Here is an 18377-nt window from a genome sequence, read left to right on the forward strand (position 1 = left end):
GCCACACTATAACACGCGCCCCGCCTGGCCCCCGAAGGCTCCTGAGCCGCCTACTTTGGCACCCGCAGCGCCAACCACAGCGGGTTGTCGCCGCGCTGCACCAGCAGGCGCGCCACCTTGCCGGCCGGCAGGCGATCGACCAGGCGCTTGAAGCCGGCGGCGTCGTCCACGGTTTGGCTGTTCACCGACAGGATCACGTCGCCGCGCTGCACACCGGCTTCCTGTGCGGCGCCTGCGTCCACCCGGCGTACCAGTACGCCACCGCGCTCGACGCCGGCACGCTCGCGCTGCTGGTCGGTGAGGTCCGCCACCAGCAGGCCGAGTCGGTCGGAACTGACCTTGGCCGGCGCAGGCTTGCCGGTCGCGGAACGGGCCTCGGCGGGCAGTGCCTCCACGGTCAGCTGCAGCGTGCGCGGCTTGCCGGCGCGCAGGATTTCCACGGCCACTTTGCGCCCGACGGCGGTGCGGCCGGCCCGCGGCGGCAGGTCGCTCGAATAGACGATGTCCTCGCCGTTGAAGCGCAGGATGATGTCGCCGGCTTCGATGCCGGCCTTGGCGGCCGGCCCGTCCGGCATCACGCGCGCCACCAGCGCGCCACGCGGCTGCGGCATGCCGAAGGATTCGGCCAGCTCGCGCGTCACGTCCTGGATCAGCACACCCAGCCAGCCGCGCGTGACCTTGCCGCTGGCCTTGAGCTGGCTGACGACGTCCATGGCGACATCGATCGGCACCGCGAACGACAGCCCCATGAAACCGCCGGTGCGGCTGTAGATCTGCGAATTGATGCCGACCACCTCGCCGTCCATGTTGAACAGCGGGCCGCCGGAGTTGCCGGGGTTGATGGCCACGTCGGTCTGGATGAACGGCACGTAGGTGTCCTGCGGCAGGGCGCGGCCCTTGGCGCTGACGATGCCGGCGGTGACGCTGTGGTCGAAACCGAACGGCGAGCCGATGGCCAGCACCCACTCGCCGACCTTCAGACGCGCCGGATCGCCGATTTTCACCGTCGGCAGCGAGCCGTTCTTCGAGGCCACCTTCAGCAGGGCGATGTCGCTGCGCTCGTCCGAACCGATCAGCTTGGCCGGCAGTTCGCTGCGATCACTCAGGCGCACCATGATCTGATCGGCGCCCTTGACCACGTGGTGGTTGGTCAGCACATAACCGTCGGCGGAAATGATGAAGCCCGAGCCCAGCGATTCTGTGGGCAGGGACGGCAGCTCGCCCTGCTCGCCGAAAAAATGCCGGAAGAACTCGTTCAGCGGCGCACTGTCCGGATCGTCCAGGCCTTCCGGCAGTTCGAATGGCAGCTTCGGGCGCGCGGCCTGGCTCGGTGCCGGCTTGTTCTCGCTGCTGATGTTCACCACCGCCGGTCCGTACGCGGTGACCAGGGAGCTGAAATCCGGCAGGTCGGCGGCCTGAGCCGGACCGTACACGGGCACGAGAACACACACCAGCCAGGCAAGGACGGATCGGGTGACAGTTTTCACGGGGGGGCGCCGGAGGTTGCGGGCGACGCGGCCGGAGTCGCCAGGGAAGTGGGCGAGACCGGCGTCAAGGCTTCGACGACCTGCTTCAGGGTGGCCATCGGTGCCGCCCCCAGCGCGGTGACCTGACGCCCGTCAAGCCGCGCGCCGAAGGCGGGCATGGCCTGTACGCGTCCGGCGCCCAGCAGGGACTGTTCGCCGGGGGCCGGGGTGTCGATGAATACCGAAACGGTTGCCAGACCATCGGAAATGGTCAGTTGCTCGACGTCCTGGCTGCTATCGGGTGACTGGCGGCGGATATAGCCGCTGACACCGAAACCGGGCGGCAGCGTGCCGATGGTCCAGGGGATGGCATCCGCCGATGGGCGTTGCCCGAGGATATGTTCCGTCCACTGCAGTTGCGCCGGGCTGGAGCCGGTTTCCTGCAGCCACTCGGCATCGTCCAGCGTCTGCACCAGTTCAAGATCGACGAAGAACACCTGGCGCAGGACCTTGCCCTGACTGTCGATCAGGCCGGCCTTGAGCAGCAGGCCGGTTGCGGTGTCGGTGCCCAGCAGATACGCAAACCGGAACTGATCGCGCGGCCGGGCCAGCGTGAAGTCGGCCGCATGATCGGCCAGTCGACCCTTGCCGACCGGGGTAAATTCGTAAAACTCGGCCAGTTTTTGCAGCCGGCGCGGCAGCAGGCTGGCAAACGCTGCGGCCACCAATGCCTCATCGTGTGCCGGTCGGGCTGTTGACAGGGCGATACGGCAGTTTTGTCCCTGGCGGCGCAATTCCCAGTAAGTGCCTTGCAGGCTGCGCACGCGGTCGAGCCCCCCGTCGGCCCCGGCGCGGTGCAGTATGTGGAGGCTTTGCGCCTGATCGCCCTCGATCTGCACGACGTGGCCACGGTAGGACAGAGTGTCGGCTGCCGCCAGCATGCGCTGGATGATCTGCGGGGTGTCGGCGGCGAGCGCCTTGCCACACGCCAGCGCAAGCGCCAGCAGCACCGGCGCCGGTTTCATTGCCTGCTGTCGGTGCTGACGTCACGCAGCAGCGGGGTCAGCGAGTCCTGTCCGGCGAGCAGGGCGTTGTCGGCATGCGCGGCCCAGTAGCCCTCCAGCCGACTGGGTTGCTGCGCGGCAGCAGGCGCGCGCACCTCGCCGCTTGCCAGGATGGGTCCGGTGATCGCCTCGCTGGTTTGTGTGGCCAGCTGATCGGTTGCGCCGGGCGCTTGCCACTGCCGAACCCCGATCACGGTGGCCAGTGCGACCGAGGCAGCCAGGGCGCCGCCGACGGCATAGCGCGGCCAGTGCCGTGCCGGGCGAGCCGGCGCAATGGCCGGCAACAGATAGGTCGCCTCGCCGGCAATGGCCTCACGCACCGCGGCGCTGATGTCGAAGGTCGGATCTGCTCCTTCGCGCAGAAGGCCACGTATCCGGTGCATCCGCCGCCACTGGGCCGCCAGCGCATCATCGCGACACAGCGCATCCAGCAGCGCGTCAGCCTGGTCGGGATCCAGTTCGCCGTCCATCAGCTCGGACAGCGCTTGGTGTTGTGGCTCCGTCATTCAGGTCTCCACCGGGTTACAGGAACGGTTTGAGTTTCGCATCGAGTGCCCGCCGTGCACGAAAGATGCGCGAACGCACGGTGCCGATCGGGCAATCGAGCACACGGGCAATTTCATCGTAGCTAAGACCTTCCATTTCGCACAAAGTTAACGCCGTGCGCAGATCCTCGGGCAACTCGGCCAGTGCCCGCCCCAGCGCCGACTGCAGCTGATCACGTGCGGCATAGGACTCGGGAGTTGCCGTGTCCGCCATCACCACGCCGGCGGCCTCGACATCACCGTCGGTGATGTCGACATCGTCGGTGGGCGGGCGGCGCGATCTTGCCACCAAATGATTCTTGGCGGAATTGACCGCGATCCGGTACAGCCAGGTGTAGAACGCGCTGTCGCCCCGAAAATTGGGCAGCGCCCGGTAGGCCTTGATGAATGCCTCCTGCGTGACATCCTGTGCCTCGGAGCGATCGGACACCAGCCGGCCGACCAGTTTGGCCACACGCACCTGATATTTGCTTACCAGCAGATCAAAGGCGCGTTTCTCGCCGCGTTGAACGCGGCGTACCAGTTCCAGGTCGATGGCGCTGTCGTCGTCACCTGGTTTGGCTTCGCCAAAAGTGGTCATCGGGATGTCGCGGTCGATCCGGCCGCGCACCGAACCGGCGGCAGCGAAAACAAGGGTGGGAGGGCAGGGCGGACGCGACGCGTCGCCCGGCAGCCGCGGCGAGTCATGCATGTCTCCCTGAGCAATCGGTGAAGCGCAGATTGCGCTTTTGTTACATTGCGAGGGATTTTATCAGTTCAAGGCCCAACCCTCGGCGCGCGTTCACATGTCGACCAGCGATCAGGTGCTCATCATCGGCGGCGGGGCGGCGGGCCTGAGCCTGGCCCTGCGCCTGGCGGACCATGTGCCGGTGTGCATCCTGGCCAAGGGGCCGCTCACCGAGGGCTCGAGCCTGTACGCCCAGGGCGGCGTGGCGGCCGTGCTGGGTGACCAGGATTCGGTGGAATCGCACGTCGCGGACACCTTGGTGGCCGGTGCCGGTTTGTGCGACGAAGCGGCGGTGCGTTTCACGGTCGAGCGCAGTCGCGAGGCCATCGCCTGGCTGATCGACCAGGGCGTGGCCTTCACCCGGCTGACCGAGCCCGGCGGCAACGGCCCGTTCGATGACTACCACCTCACGCGCGAGGGCGGCCACGGGCAGCGGCGCATCATCCATGCGGCCGACTCCACTGGCCGGGCCATCACCACCACGCTGGAAGACAAGGTCCGTGCGCATCCGAACATCACCCTGCACGACTACCACATCGCGATCGACCTGATTACCACCGCTCGTCTGGGCAAGGAGCCGAATCGCTGCCTGGGCGCTTATGTGCTCGACCGGCGCAGCGGCAAGGTCAAGGTGTTTCGCGGCCGCGCGGTGGTGCTGGCCACCGGCGGCACCGGCAAGGTGTACCTGTACACCAGCAACCCGGACGTGGCCACCGGCGATGGCATCGCCATGGCCTGGCGGGCCGGTTGCCGGGTCGGCAACATGGAGTTCATCCAGTTCCATCCGACCTGCCTGTATCACCCCAAGGCCAAGAATTTTCTGATTTCGGAGGCCCTGCGCGGCGAGGGCGGCCGCCTGTGCCTGCCCGGCGGCGAGCGCTTCATGCAGCGCTACGACGACCGACTGGAGCTGGCCCCGCGCGACGTGGTGGCGCGCGCCATCGACAGCGAGATGAAGCGCCTGGGCCTGGAGTGCGTGTACCTGGACATCAGCCATCAGCCGGCCGCCTTCATTCACGAGCATTTTCCAACCATCGCCGCGCGCTGCCAGGAGCTGGGCATCGACATCACGCGCGAGCCGATTCCGGTAGTGCCGGCCGCGCACTACCTGTGCGGTGGCGTGGTGACCGACCTGGCCGGCCGCACCGACCTGGCCGGCCTGTACACAGTCGGCGAGGCGGCCTATACCGGCCTGCACGGCGCCAATCGCCTGGCCAGCAACTCGCTGCTGGAGTGCCTGGTGTTTGCGCAGGCCGCCGCCGCCGACATTCTGGCCGGCCCGCCCGACACCGGCGGCGACATCGCCATTCCGCCCTGGGACGAGAGCCAGGTGACCGACTCCGACGAGGAAGTGGTGGTAGCCCACAACTGGCAGGAGCTGCGGCGCGCCATGTGGGATTACGTCGGCATCGTGCGCACCGACAAGCGCCTGGCGCGGGCCTTGAGCCGGGTGCAACTGCTGGCGCGCGAGATTCACGAGTACTACGCCAATTTCCGCGTCAGCAACGACCTGATCGAGCTGCGCAACCTGGTGCTGGTGGCCGAGCTGATCGTGCGCTCGGCGCAGCAGCGGCGCGAGAGCCGTGGCCTGCATTACAGCCTGGACTGCCCACAGCTGAGCGATGCCCGGCCGCCGCGCCCGACCCTGCTCAGCCCGCCGTGCGCAGGCTGACGCGCAGTCGGCGCAGCGCATCGGCGCCGACGGCGTCGGCCGCCAGCGGCAGATAAAGCCTCTGTCGCTCGTTTCGCAGCGCCAGAATCACCAGCCACGGGTGACAGAACGACCGCTGGGGCTCAACCTGCCAGCCGGTCTGACGCCGTCCATCGCGGCGGGTCAGCGTCCATTCACCGTCCATCTGGCCCTGGGCGCGCAGCACATCGCCGGGTCTGTCGGACAAGGCCCGCCACAGCGCGAGGCCGATCAGCGCCGTGGCGAGCGGCCAGGCCAGCGGCGGCGTGACGTAAAGCAGCCCGATAAGGCCTCCCAGATGCAGCAGCCAGGCCAGCGCGGTCAGCCGGGCCGAGCGGCCCGGGCATAGATCATGCACGGCCGCCGAGCCTGACCAGCACGGCGGCGGTGTCGGCGTCCGCCGCCGGCGTGCGACCGAGCACCAGGTCGAGCAGGTCGTCGTCCTCGAGTGCCAGCAGGCGCTCCAGGGCCGCCCGCTGGGCCGGGTCCAGGTCGGCCAGGTGCCGGTCCAGAAAGCGCGCCAGCAGGACGTCGAGTTCCTTCTTGCCGCGGCGGCAGCGCCAGCGCAACGTAGAATCGCTGAGCATTTCCCAAGTTCCGTTTGTAGTGTATTGGAGGCGCAGTCGTGGCCTGGATGCCTGTTCTACCCGAAGCCGACCCGTGCGCACCAGCGCCCGGCGAATGCGTACTGATGCCGCTGACGCACCTGGCGGTGATTTGTGTCACGGGGGCCGATGCAATGGCCTTTCTGCATGGTCAGCTCAGCAATGACGTGCAGGGCCTGGCGCCCGGCGCGAGCCTGCTGGCCGGGTACTGCAACGCCAAGGGGCGTTTGTATGCGCTGCCGCGGCTGTGGCGAGCCGGCGAGGACTGGCAGCTGTGCCTGCCGGCCGACACGGCCGAAACGGTGCTCAAGCGCCTGCGCATGTTCGTGCTGCGCAGCCGGGTGACGCTGGCCCTGCGCGCAGACCTCACCTTGCTCGGCGTGGCGGGCGAGGGCGCGGCCGCTTGCCTGGCCCAGGCCGGGTTGGCCGTGCCGGGCGCGCTCAACGCCGTCGCGCAGCAGCAAACGGTGACCGTGCTGCGCTGGCCCGGATCGCCAGAGCAGTTTCTGGTGTGCGTCGGTGATGAGGCCGCACCGGCGCTGTGGGCGGCCTTGTCGGCCGGCGCTCGCCCGGCGCCGGCGCCGGTCTGGCGTTTGCTGGATATCGACGCTGGCCTGCCGAGCATCTACGCACCGACGCTGGAAGCCTTCGTGCCGCAGATGGTGAACCTCGAGTTGGTGGACGGCGTCAGTTTTCGCAAGGGCTGCTACCCGGGGCAGGAAATCGTGGCTCGGATGCACTACCTGGGCAAAGCCTCGCGGCGCATGTATCGCCTGGGCGCCGCCGGCAGCCCGCCGGCGCCGGGTACGCCGTTGCTGGATGCGGCCGGCCGGGAGGTCGGCAACGTGGTCGATGCGCAGGCCGTTGACAACTCCGGCTGCAGGCTGCTGGCCGTGGTACAGGTGACGGCGGCCGACGGCGCGCTGCGCCTGGCCAGCGGCGAGACGCTGCATCGTTTGCCGCTGCCCTATGCGCTGGAGCCGTGAACCGGCGGGCGCGGCCCGAGCGGCGCGTTCAGCCGCGCCGGGCGAGCCGGTGCCACAAGCGCGCGTCCGGGCCTTGCAGATGCCGTCCCGCCGCCAGGTAATAGCCGATGAAGCGTCGCCGGTCGGCCCGCGACCAGCCCAGGCTGCGGCGATTCAGGCTGTCCAGATCCCGTCTCGCGCAGTCGACGCGGCGCAGGCGCCATTTGCATTTTTCAAGGTCGATCAAGACCACCGGCGCGGTGGGCGTGGCGCCCTGCTGCGCGAGCCAGTCCAGGTTGACCATGATGTGCTTCGGGTAGAGGCAGTTGTGCTCAAGATGCATGGCGTGCAGGCGCCGGACCACGGTGGCCACCGCCTGCAGTACGCGCTGACGCTGCCGTCGCTGCGGCCAGCCGGCCTCTTGCCACTGCGCGGTCAGCGCATCGAGCGGCCGGTAACCGGCCAGCTCGCGCGTCACCAGAACGCCGCGCTGGTGTCCATCGACCGGCTGCGTCGCGAAAAGCACCGGTTCCGCCACCGGGATACCGGCGGCCCGACAGCGCAGCAGAATGCGAAACTCGCGCTCGGCGGTGAGTCGGCCGCGCAGCGGATGCCATGCGCTGCGAAATACATGGTCCTGCTGGCGCTTGACGAATACCCCGATGTCCGGCGCCAGCTGGTAGCGACACACCGAACTCCAGCCCCCGCGTTGCCGGTTGCCGGCTTCCACCTCGTCCAGGCGCAGTGTCCACCAGGCCTGGAACTGGTCCAGCCCCGCGGCGGCGAGCATGGGCGCCCAGGGCGGCAAGCTTTCGAATCGGGATGCCTTGGTCACGTCGGTTTATCGGTCACCGGGCATGGTTCTGGTGAGGCGCTCGCGCCTTCATCGGTGGGCCAGCCGTTTTGAACGTTCTTGTTGGGCCGATACCCATCGAGACTGCGGGTCTGCGTGGCGGGGCGCACAAAAAAGCCCGGGCGGCGAGCCGTCCGGGCTTTTCGTGTCTTCTGAGTGGCGCGCCCGGAGAGATTCGAACTCCCGACCGCCTGGTTCGTAGCCAGGTACTCTATCCAACTGAGCTACGGGCGCGCGAAGCGAGCAATTATCGCGATTTGCAGCCTGCGCTGTCAACCAGAAACGATGGCGGAGAGAGAGGGATTCGAACCCTCGATGGGGCTTTTGACCCCATACTCCCTTAGCAGGGGAGCGCCTTCAGCCGACTCGGCCATCTCTCCGGGAGGGCGGGCAGAATACCCGCTTCCCCGGTCCGGCGCAAAGCGTTCAGTCCTGTTCGGTCAGTTCGGTCGTCGACTCGACGCGTTCCTGCTGGATGCGCTCGTAGATTTCCGCCCGATGCACCGGCACGTCGCGCGGCGCCTTGACCCCCAGGCGCACCTGGTTGCCCTTGGTGCCCAGTACCGTGATTTCGATGCCGTCGCCGATCATCAGCGTTTCGCCGGCCCGGCGCGTAAGAATCAGCATGATTACCCCCTATCGGTTCCCGACGGTCACGGGTCATCCCATCGACCCTACGGCCTGAGTTCGGCGCAGGCAGCCCCGTCGTGGGGCATTGCAACACAAACGTTTGGTTTTTCAAACCGCGGGACTGGCCAGGCCAAAGGCCTCATGCAAGGTGCGCACGGCCAGCTCGACGTATTTCTCGTCCACGATGACCGAAATCTTGATCTCGGAGGTCGAGATCATGCGGATGTTGATGCCCTCGGCGGCCAGCGCGTCGAACATGGTCGCCGCCACCCCGGCGTGCGAACGCATGCCGACGCCGACCAGTGAGATCTTGGCGATCTGGTCATCGCCGCCGACGCTGCGCGCGCCCAGCTCGGCGGCGATTCCGCCCAGCAGGGACATGGCCGCCGGGTAGTCGTTGCGGTGCACGGTGAAGCTCATCGTGGTCAGGCCGTCCTGACCGATGCTCTGCACGATGACGTCCACTTCGATGTTGGCCCTGGCGATCGGACCGAAGATGGCCGAGGCCACGCCCGGCCGGTCGGGGATGCCGGCCACGGTGATCTGCGCCTCGTCGCGGTTGAAGGCGATTCCGGAAATGAGCGGGTCTTCCACGCCGTGGTCCTCCAGGGTGATCAGGGTGCCGGGGCCGTCCTCGAAGCTCGACAGCACGCGCAGCGGAACCTTGTATTTGCCGGCGAATTCGACCGAGCGAATCTGCAGCACCTTGGCTCCCAGACTGGCCATTTCGAGCATCTCCTCGAAGGTGATGCGATCCAGGCGCCGGGCGCGCGGCTCGACGCGCGGGTCGGTGGTGTAGACGCCGTCGACGTCGGTGTAGATCTGGCACTCGTCGGCCTTGAGCGCCGCCGCCAGCGCCACCGCCGTGGTGTCCGAGCCGCCGCGGCCCAGGGTGGTGATGCTGCCGTCCTGATCCACGCCCTGAAAGCCGGCCACCACCGCCACTTCGCCGGCGTCGAGGCTGGCGCGCAGGCGGCGGTCGTCGATGTCCAGGATGCGCGCCTTGCTGTGCGCGCTGTCGGTCAGGATGTGCACCTGCGTGCCGGTGAACGACCGCGCCGGCACGCCGCGCTCGGCCAGCGCCATGGCCAGCAGCGCGATCGACGCCTGCTCGCCGGTGGCCAGCAGCACGTCCATTTCACGCGCCGGCGGGCGGGCGCTGATGGATTTGGCGAGTTTGATCAGGCGGTCGGTCTCGCCGGACATGGCGGACACCACCACCACCACCTGGTGGCCTTCGGCGCGCGCCCGCCCGACGCGGTCCGCCACGGCGCCGATGCGCTCGGGGCTGCCCATGGACGTCCCGCCGTACTTTTGCACGATCAGGGCCATTGCCTGTCTTGCTCCTCGAATTGGGTTGAAAAAAGTCGCTTCAAGCGAGGCGTTGGCGGACCCAGTCCACTACGCCGGCCAGCGTCTGCGGCAGGGCCTCCGGCCGGTCGCCACCGGCCATCGCCATGTCCGGCCGGCCGCCGCCTTTTCCGCCCACCTGACCGGCGACCGCGTTGACCAGCTCGCCGGCCTTGATGCGGTCCGTCAGATCGGCCGTCACGGCCGCTACCAGGCCGACCTTGCCGCCATCGACGCTGGCCAGCACCAGTACCGCGCTGCCGAGCTTCTGACGCAACTGGTCGGCCAGGTCCCGCAGGGCCTTGGCGTCCACCGCCTCCACCTGCGTCGCCAGCACCTGCACGCCGGCCACCTCCACCGCCTGCCCGGTCAGGCTGTCGCCGGCCTGGTTGGCGAGCTTGCCGCGCAGGCGTTCGAGCTCCTTGTCCTGGTCACGCTGGCGTTGCAAAACCTGGTTCAGCTTGTCGAGAAGCTCGGCTTCGCTGGTCTGCAGGGCCGCGGCCACGCTGCGCAGGCGCTCCTGCGCCTGGGCCAGCCAGACCATCGCGCCTTCGCCGGCCACCGCCTCGATGCGCCGCACGCCAGCGGCCACCGCCGATTCGCCGATGATCTTGACCAGGCCAATGTCGCCGGCGCGCCTCACGTGGGTGCCGCCGCACAGCTCGACCGAGAAATCGCCGATGCGCAGCACGCGCACTCGCTCGCCGTATTTCTCGCCAAACAGCGCCATGGCGCCGGCCTGCTGGGCCTCGGCCAGTGCCATTTCCTGCACCTGCGCTTCATTGTTGGCGCGCACCTGGGCGTTGACCAGATCCTCGATGGCACGCAGCTCACCAGGGGTCAGCGGCTTGCCATGAGAGAAGTCAAAGCGCAGGCGCTCGGCATCGACCAGCGAGCCTTTCTGCGTCACGTGTGGCCCGAGCACCTGGCGCAGCGCGGCGTGCAGTAGGTGCGTGGCGGAATGGTTGGCGCGGATGCGCGTGCGCCGGGCGACGTCGACACGGGCTGTGACCTCATCACCGACGGCGAGTGCGCCTGACGCCAGTACCCCCACGTGCAGGTGCACGTTGCCTTCCTTGCGGGTGTCGGTGACGTCGAACCGGCCGGCGGGGCCTTCGAGCCGGCCCTGATCACCGACCTGGCCACCGGATTCCGCATAAAACGGCGTCTGATCGAGCACCACCGTGGCCTTCTCGCCGGCACCGATGCGCTGCACCGGCGCGCCATCCTTGAACAGCGCCTTCACGCTGGCTTGAACTTCGTCGTGCTCGTAGCCTCTGAAATGTTCGGCCCTTATAACTTCAGCGTCGATAAAATCGCCGATCCGCACACCTTCCTGGGCATGGAACTGGCTGGCCGCCCGGGCTCGCTCGCGCTGCTGCGCCATGGCCTGCTCGAAGCCGTCCAGATCGATCTCGAGGCCCCGCTCGCGGGCAATGTCCGCCGTCAGGTCGACCGGAAAACCATAGGTGTCGTACAGGCGAAACACGGTCTCGCCGGGGATGCACCGGCCCTCCAGGCCCTGCATGTCCCGCTCCAGGATGGCCAGGCCGTGCGACAGGGTCTGGGCGAAGCGCTCCTCCTCTTCCAGCAGGGCCGCTTCCACGGCCGACTGTGCCTGCGTCAGCTCCGGGTAGGCATCGCCCATCTCGCGCACCAGGGGCGCCACCAGGCGGTGGAAGAACGGCCCGCTGGCGCCCAGGCGCTCACCGTGGCGCACGGCGCGGCGGATGATGCGCCGCAGCACGTAGCCGCGGCCTTCGTTGCTGGGCAACACGCCGTCGGCGATCAGGAATGCGCACGAGCGGATGTGGTCGGCAATCACCCGCAGGGAGCGCGAGGCCAGGTCGTCGGTGCCGATCACCTGCGCCGCCGCGTCGATCAGGCCGCGAAAGATGTCCGTGTCGTAGTTGTCGTGCACCCCCTGCAACACCGCCGCCAGGCGCTCGAGGCCCATGCCGGTATCGACCGAGGGCTTGGGCAGGGGCTTCAGGCTGCCGTCGGCCAGGCGCTCGTACTGCATGAAGACCAGGTTCCAGATCTCGATGTAGCGGTCGCCGTCGGCGTCCGGCGAGCCAGGCGGGCCGCCGGCGATGCCTGGGCCGTGATCGTAGAAAATCTCGGTACACGGCCCGCACGGGCCGATGTCACCCATGGACCAGAAATTGTCGTCGCCGGGAATGCGCCGGAAGCGGCTTTCCGGAATACCGATCTCGCCCAGCCAGATGTCGGCGGCTTCGTCGTCCTCGGGGTGGATGGTGACCCACAGCCGCTCGGCCGGCAGGCGCAGCACCTCGGTCAGAAAGCTCCAGGCAAAGCGGATGGCGTCGCGCTTGAAGTAATCGCCGAAGCTGAAGTTGCCCAGCATCTCGAAGAAGGTGTGGTGGCGCGCCGTGTAGCCCACGTTGTCCAGATCGTTGTGCTTGCCGCCGGCGCGCACGCAGCGCTGCGCCGAAGCGGCGCGCCGGTACGGGCGCTGCTCCAACCCGAGGAACACGTCCTTGAACTGCACCATGCCGGCGTTGGTGAACAGCAGCGTGGCGTCCCCGTGCGGCACAAGCGAGCTGGAAGCCACCTCCTGGTGCCCGTGGCTGGCGAAGAAATCCAGAAAACTGCGGCGGATGTCGGTGCTTTTCATGCGTCGTCGTCGGTGACGTTTGTCAGGGCTGCGCGAATCTGCGAACTGGTGAAACCGCGGGCCTGCAGCTGGCGCTGCTGGCGGGCGCGTTCTGCCAGGCTTGCCGTCGTTTGGCGACCGGCTTTCTGCGCATGCGCCGCGCGGCAAGCCGCATACCAGTCAGGGTGTTCTGTGTCGACCACACGGTCGATCACTTCACTGTCCACGCCGTGACTGCGCAAGTCGGCCTGGGCGCGCAGCGGCCCGTAGCGGCGCCGCAGCAGTTCGGTTACCCGCGCTTGCGCATACCGTGTATCGGACAGGTAACCGGCATCCACGAGGCGTTGCAGGGCGGTGTCGGCATGCTGCCGGTCGATGCCCCGCTGGGCGAGCTTCAGAGCCAGTTCACTGCGGGTGTGCTCGCGCCGGGCGAGCAACTTCAGCGCCTGCGCGTGGGCCGCTTCAGCCGGATCGTCCACGCCCCGTCACGAAGGCTCAGGCCGGACTCGCCGCCTCGGCCGCCACCTTGCGGGCCGGCAGCATGCGGCTGCGAATCAGCGCCTCGATGGCCTCGGCCGTTTCGGGGTTGGCACGCAGGAAATCGCGCACGTTGTCCCGACCCTGTCCGATGCGCTCGCCATTGTAGGAATACCAGGCACCGGATTTCTCGATCAGGCCCAGGTTCACGCCCAGGTCCAGGATTTCGCCCTCGCGTGACACGCCGCTGCCGTACAGGATGTCGAACTCGGCGGTCTTGAACGGCGGCGAGACCTTGTTCTTGACCACCTTGACGCGGGTTTCGTTGCCGATCACCTCTTCGCCTTTCTTGATCGAGCCGATGCGGCGGATGTCTAGTCGCACCGAGGCATAGAACTTGAGCGCGTTACCGCCGGTGGTGGTCTCCGGGCTGCCGAACATGACGCCGATCTTCATGCGAATCTGGTTGATGAAGATGACCGTCGTGTTCGAGCGGCTGATGCTGGCGGTCAGCTTGCGCAGGGCCTGCGACATCAGGCGCGCCTGCAGGCCGACGTGCGAGTCGCCCATCTCGCCCTCGATTTCGGCCCGCGGCGTCAGCGCCGCCACCGAGTCGACCACCACGATGTCAACGGCGCCGGAGCGCACCAACATGTCGACGATTTCGAGCGCCTGCTCGCCGGTGTCCGGCTGGGATATCAGCAGCTCGGCGATGTTGATGCCCAGCTTCTCGGCGTAGGACGGATCGAGCGCGTGCTCGGCATCCACGAAGGCCGCCGTACCGCCGAGGCGCTGCATCTGCGCCACGGTCTGCAGGGCGATGGTGGTCTTGCCGGACGATTCCGGGCCGAAGATTTCGATCACGCGCCCGCGCGGCAAGCCGCCAACGCCCAGCGCGATATCCAGGTTCAGCGAGCCGGTCGAAACCGCCTCCACGTCACGGACTGACCCGGGATCGCCCAGACGCATGACGGCACCCTTGCCAAACTGCTTCTCGATCTGCCCCAGCGCAGCTGTCAGTGCCTTCTGCTTGTTGTCGTCCATGCCGTTCCCGTGCCCTGCAGGCGGATGCAATGAGTCGGCGGGCATTATTCCACAGGGCGCCGCGGCTGGCCTAACACAAGGCCCACGGCGCTTGCCCTGGATGGCGATAGCGCAAGAGGCCCCGCCGCGTCGCCGTCCATGGCGACTTTGCCCTCCGTAGCACGGGCAGGAACCGGGAAATCGACAGGCGGCGGTGGAAAAAAAACCGGGCCGGGGTGACCCCGCGGCCCGGTAACGCCGATGAGGCAAACCGATTGTCGGCCGACTCCCTGTGCAAGGGGGAAGCCAGGGTGGCCGGGCCGACCGTCGATTCGCCGATGAGCGGTGTCAGCAGCCATGCCATCCGTGGCTGACTGCGCAGACCCATCAGGACACGCCCGCCGAGGCGTGTCCTGACGATCGACGCGCTGCCGCCTTCGTGGCGACGGCCTGACGACCGCTCAGGCAGTGCGGTGTTAAGCAGCGAGCGTGCCGTATACCGCCAAAGTTAATGTTCAAGCCGTTTTGCTGATCTGCTGGCCTGGTCGGGGTACGCCCTTCCGCAAGGATCGGCCGCTTTCAATGGACGAAATTGTCACCCCGGCCTAGACTTCAAGCCATCTTGTAACAATTTTGTCGGAATTCATGAGCAAGCCCGCATCGGATCTTCCGCCCGGTTCCGCCAGCCTCGTCTACCAATGGCAGGGCGATACCAAACATTTCCCCGACATCGAGGATCTGGCCCGGCGCTTGCGCTTCGCGCCCGCGGAGGGCCGGATCTGGCTCGACGACCAGCGGTCGATCCTGATGCGCGACAGCGCCTTTGGCTCCCTGCGGCGGGAACTGATCGAGTCGATCGGCTTCACGCGCGCGCGGACCGTGCTCAAGCGCGTCGGCTATGCCGAGGGCACACGAGACGCCGCCCTGGCGCGCCGGGTGCGGCCCGAGGGCGACCTGTTCGACGCCTTCGCGGTTGGCCCGCAGGTACACGCGCTCAGCGGTTTCGGTTGGCTGGAGGTACAGGAACTGCGCGTCGATCCGGTCACCAATGCGTTCTATGGCGCGTTTCTGCTGCGCGATTCGATCGAGGCAGACACCCACGTGAACACGCTTGGCGTCAGCGCCGAGGCGGTGTGCTGGACTGCCGTCGGTTATGGTAGCGGTTACAGCAGCGCCTTCGCCGGCCGGCCGATCATCGTGGACGAAGTGGAATGCCGCGCCATGGGCCACGACCACTGCCGCCTGATCGGTCGCACGGTCGAGGAATGGGACCGCCGCCGCCGCAAGGCGCCGTACTTTCGGCCGCAGGAGTTCGTCAACCGCTTCGGCAAGCCGGATGAAGACAGTGGCCAGGCACCCGCCTCGACCGGACCGGCCGTGGACGTCGTGGGCATTTCAGCCGGCTTTGGTGCCGCCATACACCTTCTGGGCAAGGCGGCGCCGACCGACGTCACCGTCCTGTTCCTGGGCGAAACCGGCGTCGGCAAGGAAATCTTCGCGCGCATGTTGCACCGCATGGGCCGTCGCAGCGAGCAGCCTTTCGTGGCGGTCAACTGCGCGGCCCTGCCGGAGAACCTGATCGAGGCCGAGCTGTTCGGCGTGGTCAAGGGCGCGTACACCGGCGCGACGGATTCACGCCCCGGTCGCTTCGAGCGCGCCCACGGCGGCACGCTGTTTCTGGACGAGATCGGCACCCTGACCCTGAGCGCGCAGGCCAAACTGCTGCGCGCGCTACAGGAGGGTGAGATCGAGCGCGTCGGCGACAGCCAGACCCGCAAGGTCGACGTGCGCCTGCTGGCGGCCACCAATGTCGACCTCAAGGACGCGGTCGCGCGGGGCACATTTCGGGAAGACCTATACTTTCGCCTGACCACGTTTCCGGTGCGCATCCCGCCGCTGCGCGAGCGGCGCGACGACATTCCGCTCCTGATGCGCCACTTCCTGCATCGGTTCAGCCAGCGTCACGGCAAGACCGCGGGCAGCTTTGCGCCGGAAGCCGTGGAAGCACTCCTGAGCTACGCCTTTCCCGGCAACATCCGGGAGCTCGAGAACATGATCGAGCGCGGCGTGCTGCTGGCGGACGACGGCGAGCCGATCGGCATCTCACACCTGTTCACCGCGCAGCAGGGAGCGCTGCCGGCCACCTTCGGCATCGACGCCCGCGGCCAGTTGGCCGAGCGATCCCGGGCCACGCAGGCAGACGACGGCAGCGAGAACCTGCGCGAGCGACTGGCGCCGCTGCTGGACACGCACAGCGGCCCGCTGGACGCCGCCGAACAGACCCTGATCGACCTGGCAATCGAACAGGCGGAAGGCAACCTCGCCCGGGCCGCAAGGCAACTGGGCATCAGCCGCCGCCAGCTTGCATACCGCCTGGAAAAACGCAGCGCCGGTCAGGCGCAGGGCCAGGCGTCGATCGACGAATAGCGCACGTCCCGGCCGACCGGCTGCGAACGCAGCAGGCAGAACTCGGTCGCCGACCAGGCCAGCGGCAGCATCGAGACCTCGCCCAGGCGCCGCAGCCGACGCAGCATGGTGACGTGCGCTGCGAACGGCCGCGGCGGCACCACCACGGTGTCGCGCACCGCCTCGCGCAGGGCCGCCGCCAGCGCCGTGGCCGCCGGCAGCGGCTGACTGGGCACTGCGCACAACAGCCGTGGGCCGGGCCAGTATTCGATTCGGTCGAGCGACATCCTGAACGATGCGCAGCGCACACCGGCCGCCGCCCGCCGCACCGCATCGAGCTGGCCCGGTAAAAGCTCGCCCAGAAACAGCAGCGTCAGGTGGATGTTTTCCGGTGCCACCGCGAAGCCGCCGCAGCGGCGCTGGCACCAGACAGCCAACCGGCCAAGCTCGGCCTGCAGCGCCGGCGGTGGCAGCAGGGCAAAAAACAGCCGCTCGCCGGCCATCAGGCCAGTCGCGCCGCCGCCAGCAGGGCCAGTTGCAGGGTGGCGCCGGCCAGCAGGCCGGCCGCCAGGTCGTCCAGCATCACGCCCAGACCCCCGCCGACCTGGCGGTCCAGCGCCCCGACCGGCCAGGGCTTGAGGATGTCGAAGGCGCGAAACAGCGCGAATCCCGCCAGGTAATGGGGCCAGGCCAGCGGCACCGCCAGCAGCGTCAGGGCCATGCCCACCACCTCGTCCCAGACGATGGCGGAGTGGTCCGATACCCCCAGGCGCCGCCCGGCAATGTCGCAGCACCACACACCGACCAGACTGAGCAGCGCCAGCACAATTGCGGCCACGGGCAGCGAAACCTGCGTCAGTGCGGCGGCCAGGGGCAGGCCCAGCAAGGCGCCGAAGGTTCCCGGCGCCCGCGGCGCCAGACCGGCGCCAAAGCCGAGTGCCAGTGCGCAGGCCGGCTGACGCAGCAGCGCCGCAGGCGGGCGGCGCGGTCGCTCAGCGGAAGTGGTCATGACCAGCCTGCGTTGCCGGCCGGGTTTGGCCGGCTTCATCAATCAGCCACAGTTCGGGCGCGGCCTCGATCTGGCCGACGCGGGTGAGCGCACAACCGACCTTCGCTGCCAACACGCCCAGGGCCGGCTCGTAGCGCGGGGGCACGGTGAAGCAAAGCTCGTAGTCATCGCCGGAACCGATCAGGCTTTCGTCAAAAGCCACACCAAGGGCACCCTCAGGCAGCGGCAAACGGGCCAGTTCGAGCCGGGCGCCGACACCGCTGCTGGCGCAGATGTGGCCCAGATCCGCCAGCAGGCCGTCGGAGACGTCGATGGCCGCGCTGGCCAGGCCGCGCAGGGCCAGGCCGAGCGCCACCCGCGGCTGCGGATAGTCGAGCCGCTGCGCGGCATGGGTGGCGAGCGCTGCCGGCAGCGTGATTTCGCCCCGCCGCGCCCGGACCGCCAGACCCGCCGCGCCAATCTCGCCGCTCACGTACACGCCATCGCCAGGTCGGGCGCCGCTGCGGCGCAGCGCCTGTCCACGCGGCACGTGGCCAAGGGCGGTGATCGTGACGGCCAGCGGCCCCCGGCAGGTATCGCCGCCGACCAGGGACACGTCGTACGTGCGCGCGAGCGCCGCGAAACCGGCCGCGAACGGTGTCAGCCAGGCGTCATCGGCCGCCGGCAGGGTTAGCGCCAGCAAGGCCCAGGCCGGCTCCGCGCCCATCGCAGCCAAGTCGGACAGATTTACCGCCAGAGCCTTGTGGCCGAGCGCCGCAGGCGGGCAATCGGCAAAGAAGTGCACACCGGCGACCAGCGTGTCGACCGTGACCACCAGCTCGTGTCCTGGTGGCGGGTCGAGCAGGGCGGCGTCGTCGCCGATGCCCAGCACGACGTCGGCGCGCTGCTGCGTCAGGGCGGCGAAATGGCGGGCGATCAGTTCGAATTCACCGGGCATTACGGCGGCGATC

At 68.3% G+C, this 18377-nt stretch carries 18 protein-coding genes and 2 tRNA genes; 3 read left to right on the forward strand and 17 right to left on the reverse strand.

Annotated elements, in window-relative coordinates; translation table 11 throughout:
- Nucleotides 1–50: 50 nt before the first annotated feature.
- The 4 genes from H5U26_RS02665 to rpoE are packed head-to-tail and all read right to left on the reverse strand — an operon-like array spanning nucleotide 51 to nucleotide 3655.
- Nucleotides 51–1433, reverse strand: coding sequence for a DegQ family serine endoprotease (locus tag H5U26_RS02665; protein ID WP_290616373.1), 1383 nt, complete (start codon nucleotides 1431–1433; stop codon nucleotides 51–53).
- A gap of 50 nt (nucleotides 1434–1483) precedes the next feature.
- Nucleotides 1484–2491 (reverse strand): MucB/RseB C-terminal domain-containing protein, encoded by a 1008-nt coding sequence (locus tag H5U26_RS02670; RefSeq protein WP_290616375.1) that lies wholly within the window; start codon nucleotides 2489–2491, stop codon nucleotides 1484–1486.
- On the reverse strand, nucleotides 2488–3036 hold the full coding sequence (locus H5U26_RS02675; protein ID WP_290616377.1) for an RseA family anti-sigma factor: 549 nt from the start codon (nucleotides 3034–3036) through the stop codon (nucleotides 2488–2490). The genes H5U26_RS02670 and H5U26_RS02675 overlap by 4 nt, the downstream gene beginning before the upstream one ends.
- 16 nt (nucleotides 3037–3052) lie before the next feature.
- Nucleotides 3053–3655: an RNA polymerase sigma factor RpoE gene (gene rpoE, locus H5U26_RS02680; RefSeq protein ID WP_323758939.1), complete on the reverse strand. Its 603-nt coding sequence runs from the start codon at nucleotides 3653–3655 to the stop codon at nucleotides 3053–3055.
- Nucleotides 3656–3860: 205 nt separating this feature from the next.
- On the opposite strand from rpoE, the gene nadB reads away from it, so the two are divergent.
- Nucleotides 3861–5474, forward strand: coding sequence for an L-aspartate oxidase (nadB, locus tag H5U26_RS02685; protein WP_290616381.1), 1614 nt, complete (start codon nucleotides 3861–3863; stop codon nucleotides 5472–5474).
- On the opposite strand, the gene H5U26_RS02690 is transcribed toward nadB, so the two are convergent.
- A complete protein-coding gene (locus tag H5U26_RS02690; protein WP_290616383.1) occupies nucleotides 5452–5850 on the reverse strand; it encodes a protein YgfX in 399 nt (132 codons plus the stop codon). The two genes, nadB and H5U26_RS02690, sit on opposite strands and share 23 nt — an antisense overlap.
- Nucleotides 5843–6079: a succinate dehydrogenase assembly factor 2 gene (locus tag H5U26_RS02695; protein WP_290616384.1), complete on the reverse strand. Its 237-nt coding sequence runs from the start codon at nucleotides 6077–6079 to the stop codon at nucleotides 5843–5845. The genes H5U26_RS02690 and H5U26_RS02695 overlap by 8 nt, the downstream gene beginning before the upstream one ends.
- A gap of 104 nt (nucleotides 6080–6183) precedes the next feature.
- Here H5U26_RS02695 and H5U26_RS02700 point away from each other — a divergent pair, with 104 nt between their 5' ends.
- Nucleotides 6184–7083: a hypothetical protein gene (locus tag H5U26_RS02700; protein WP_290616386.1), complete on the forward strand. Its 900-nt coding sequence runs from the start codon at nucleotides 6184–6186 to the stop codon at nucleotides 7081–7083.
- Nucleotides 7084–7111: 28 nt separating this feature from the next.
- Here H5U26_RS02700 and H5U26_RS02705 read toward each other — a convergent pair whose 3' ends face one another.
- The 8 genes from H5U26_RS02705 to recA all read right to left on the reverse strand — a co-directional run bounded on the left by H5U26_RS02705 (nucleotide 7112) and on the right by recA (nucleotide 14033).
- Nucleotides 7112–7897, reverse strand: coding sequence for a lipopolysaccharide kinase InaA family protein (locus H5U26_RS02705; protein ID WP_290616388.1), 786 nt, complete (start codon nucleotides 7895–7897; stop codon nucleotides 7112–7114).
- A gap of 175 nt (nucleotides 7898–8072) precedes the next feature.
- Nucleotides 8073–8149 (reverse strand) — tRNA-Arg (locus tag H5U26_RS02710).
- Between the two features lie 52 nt (nucleotides 8150–8201).
- A tRNA-Ser gene (locus H5U26_RS02715) sits at nucleotides 8202–8295 on the reverse strand.
- Nucleotides 8296–8341: 46 nt separating this feature from the next.
- A complete protein-coding gene (gene csrA, locus H5U26_RS02720) occupies nucleotides 8342–8542 on the reverse strand; it encodes a carbon storage regulator CsrA (RefSeq protein WP_290616390.1) in 201 nt (66 codons plus the stop codon).
- Nucleotides 8543–8653: 111 nt separating this feature from the next.
- Nucleotides 8654–9877 carry an aspartate kinase gene (locus H5U26_RS02725; protein ID WP_290616392.1) on the reverse strand — a complete coding sequence of 408 codons (1224 nt, stop codon included), beginning with the start codon at nucleotides 9875–9877 and terminating at the stop codon, nucleotides 8654–8656.
- Nucleotides 9878–9917: 40 nt separating this feature from the next.
- A complete protein-coding gene (alaS, locus tag H5U26_RS02730; protein WP_290616394.1) occupies nucleotides 9918–12533 on the reverse strand; it encodes an alanine--tRNA ligase in 2616 nt (871 codons plus the stop codon).
- Nucleotides 12530–12991 carry a regulatory protein RecX gene (locus H5U26_RS02735; RefSeq protein WP_290616396.1) on the reverse strand — a complete coding sequence of 154 codons (462 nt, stop codon included), beginning with the start codon at nucleotides 12989–12991 and terminating at the stop codon, nucleotides 12530–12532. The genes alaS and H5U26_RS02735 overlap by 4 nt, the downstream gene beginning before the upstream one ends.
- A gap of 16 nt (nucleotides 12992–13007) precedes the next feature.
- A complete protein-coding gene (gene recA / locus H5U26_RS02740) occupies nucleotides 13008–14033 on the reverse strand; it encodes a recombinase RecA (RefSeq protein WP_290616398.1) in 1026 nt (341 codons plus the stop codon).
- Nucleotides 14034–14657: 624 nt separating this feature from the next.
- Between recA and H5U26_RS02745 the strand changes: the two genes are divergently transcribed.
- On the forward strand, nucleotides 14658–16439 hold the full coding sequence (locus H5U26_RS02745) for a sigma-54-dependent Fis family transcriptional regulator (protein ID WP_290616400.1): 1782 nt from the start codon (nucleotides 14658–14660) through the stop codon (nucleotides 16437–16439).
- On the opposite strand, the gene thpR is transcribed toward H5U26_RS02745, so the two are convergent.
- Genes thpR through thiL form a run of 3 tightly spaced genes read right to left on the reverse strand, consistent with a single transcriptional unit; the run spans nucleotide 16406 to nucleotide 18364 of the window.
- Nucleotides 16406–16921: an RNA 2',3'-cyclic phosphodiesterase gene (gene thpR / locus H5U26_RS02750; RefSeq protein ID WP_290616402.1), complete on the reverse strand. Its 516-nt coding sequence runs from the start codon at nucleotides 16919–16921 to the stop codon at nucleotides 16406–16408. The genes H5U26_RS02745 and thpR overlap by 34 nt on opposite strands.
- Entirely contained in the window at nucleotides 16921–17427 is a 507-nt protein-coding gene (locus H5U26_RS02755) for a phosphatidylglycerophosphatase A (protein WP_290616404.1), read from the reverse strand. Before H5U26_RS02755 ends, thpR begins: the two co-directional genes overlap by 1 nt.
- Nucleotides 17411–18364, reverse strand: coding sequence for a thiamine-phosphate kinase (gene thiL / locus H5U26_RS02760; protein WP_290616405.1), 954 nt, complete (start codon nucleotides 18362–18364; stop codon nucleotides 17411–17413). Before thiL ends, H5U26_RS02755 begins: the two co-directional genes overlap by 17 nt.
- Nucleotides 18365–18377: the final 13 nt, after the last annotated feature.

The sequence above is a fragment of the Immundisolibacter sp. genome, assembly GCF_014359565.1.
GTDB lineage: Bacteria > Pseudomonadota > Gammaproteobacteria > Immundisolibacterales > Immundisolibacteraceae > Immundisolibacter.

What these genes read in the sequence shown, in the direction of transcription:
- thpR (WP_290616402.1), bottom strand. Translation starts at nt 16,921, where the DNA reads ATGGCCGGCGAGCGGCTGTTTTTTGCCCTGCTGCCACCGCCGGCGCTG.
- H5U26_RS02700 (WP_290616386.1), top strand. Translation starts at nt 6,184, where the DNA reads ATGCCGCTGACGCACCTGGCGGTGATTTGTGTCACGGGGGCCGATGCA.
- H5U26_RS02745 (WP_290616400.1), top strand. Translation starts at nt 14,658, where the DNA reads ATGAGCAAGCCCGCATCGGATCTTCCGCCCGGTTCCGCCAGCCTCGTC.
- H5U26_RS02670 (WP_290616375.1), bottom strand. Translation starts at nt 2,491, where the DNA reads ATGAAACCGGCGCCGGTGCTGCTGGCGCTTGCGCTGGCGTGTGGCAAG.
- H5U26_RS02675 (WP_290616377.1), bottom strand. Translation starts at nt 3,036, where the DNA reads ATGACGGAGCCACAACACCAAGCGCTGTCCGAGCTGATGGACGGCGAA.
- H5U26_RS02695 (WP_290616384.1), bottom strand. Translation starts at nt 6,079, where the DNA reads ATGCTCAGCGATTCTACGTTGCGCTGGCGCTGCCGCCGCGGCAAGAAG.
- nadB (WP_290616381.1), top strand. Translation starts at nt 3,861, where the DNA reads ATGTCGACCAGCGATCAGGTGCTCATCATCGGCGGCGGGGCGGCGGGC.
- alaS (WP_290616394.1), bottom strand. Translation starts at nt 12,533, where the DNA reads ATGAAAAGCACCGACATCCGCCGCAGTTTTCTGGATTTCTTCGCCAGC.
- recA (WP_290616398.1), bottom strand. Translation starts at nt 14,033, where the DNA reads ATGGACGACAACAAGCAGAAGGCACTGACAGCTGCGCTGGGGCAGATC.
- H5U26_RS02725 (WP_290616392.1), bottom strand. Translation starts at nt 9,877, where the DNA reads ATGGCCCTGATCGTGCAAAAGTACGGCGGGACGTCCATGGGCAGCCCC.
- csrA (WP_290616390.1), bottom strand. Translation starts at nt 8,542, where the DNA reads ATGCTGATTCTTACGCGCCGGGCCGGCGAAACGCTGATGATCGGCGAC.
- rpoE (WP_323758939.1), bottom strand. Translation starts at nt 3,655, where the DNA reads ATGACCACTTTTGGCGAAGCCAAACCAGGTGACGACGACAGCGCCATC.
- thiL (WP_290616405.1), bottom strand. Translation starts at nt 18,364, where the DNA reads ATGCCCGGTGAATTCGAACTGATCGCCCGCCATTTCGCCGCCCTGACG.
- H5U26_RS02755 (WP_290616404.1), bottom strand. Translation starts at nt 17,427, where the DNA reads ATGACCACTTCCGCTGAGCGACCGCGCCGCCCGCCTGCGGCGCTGCTG.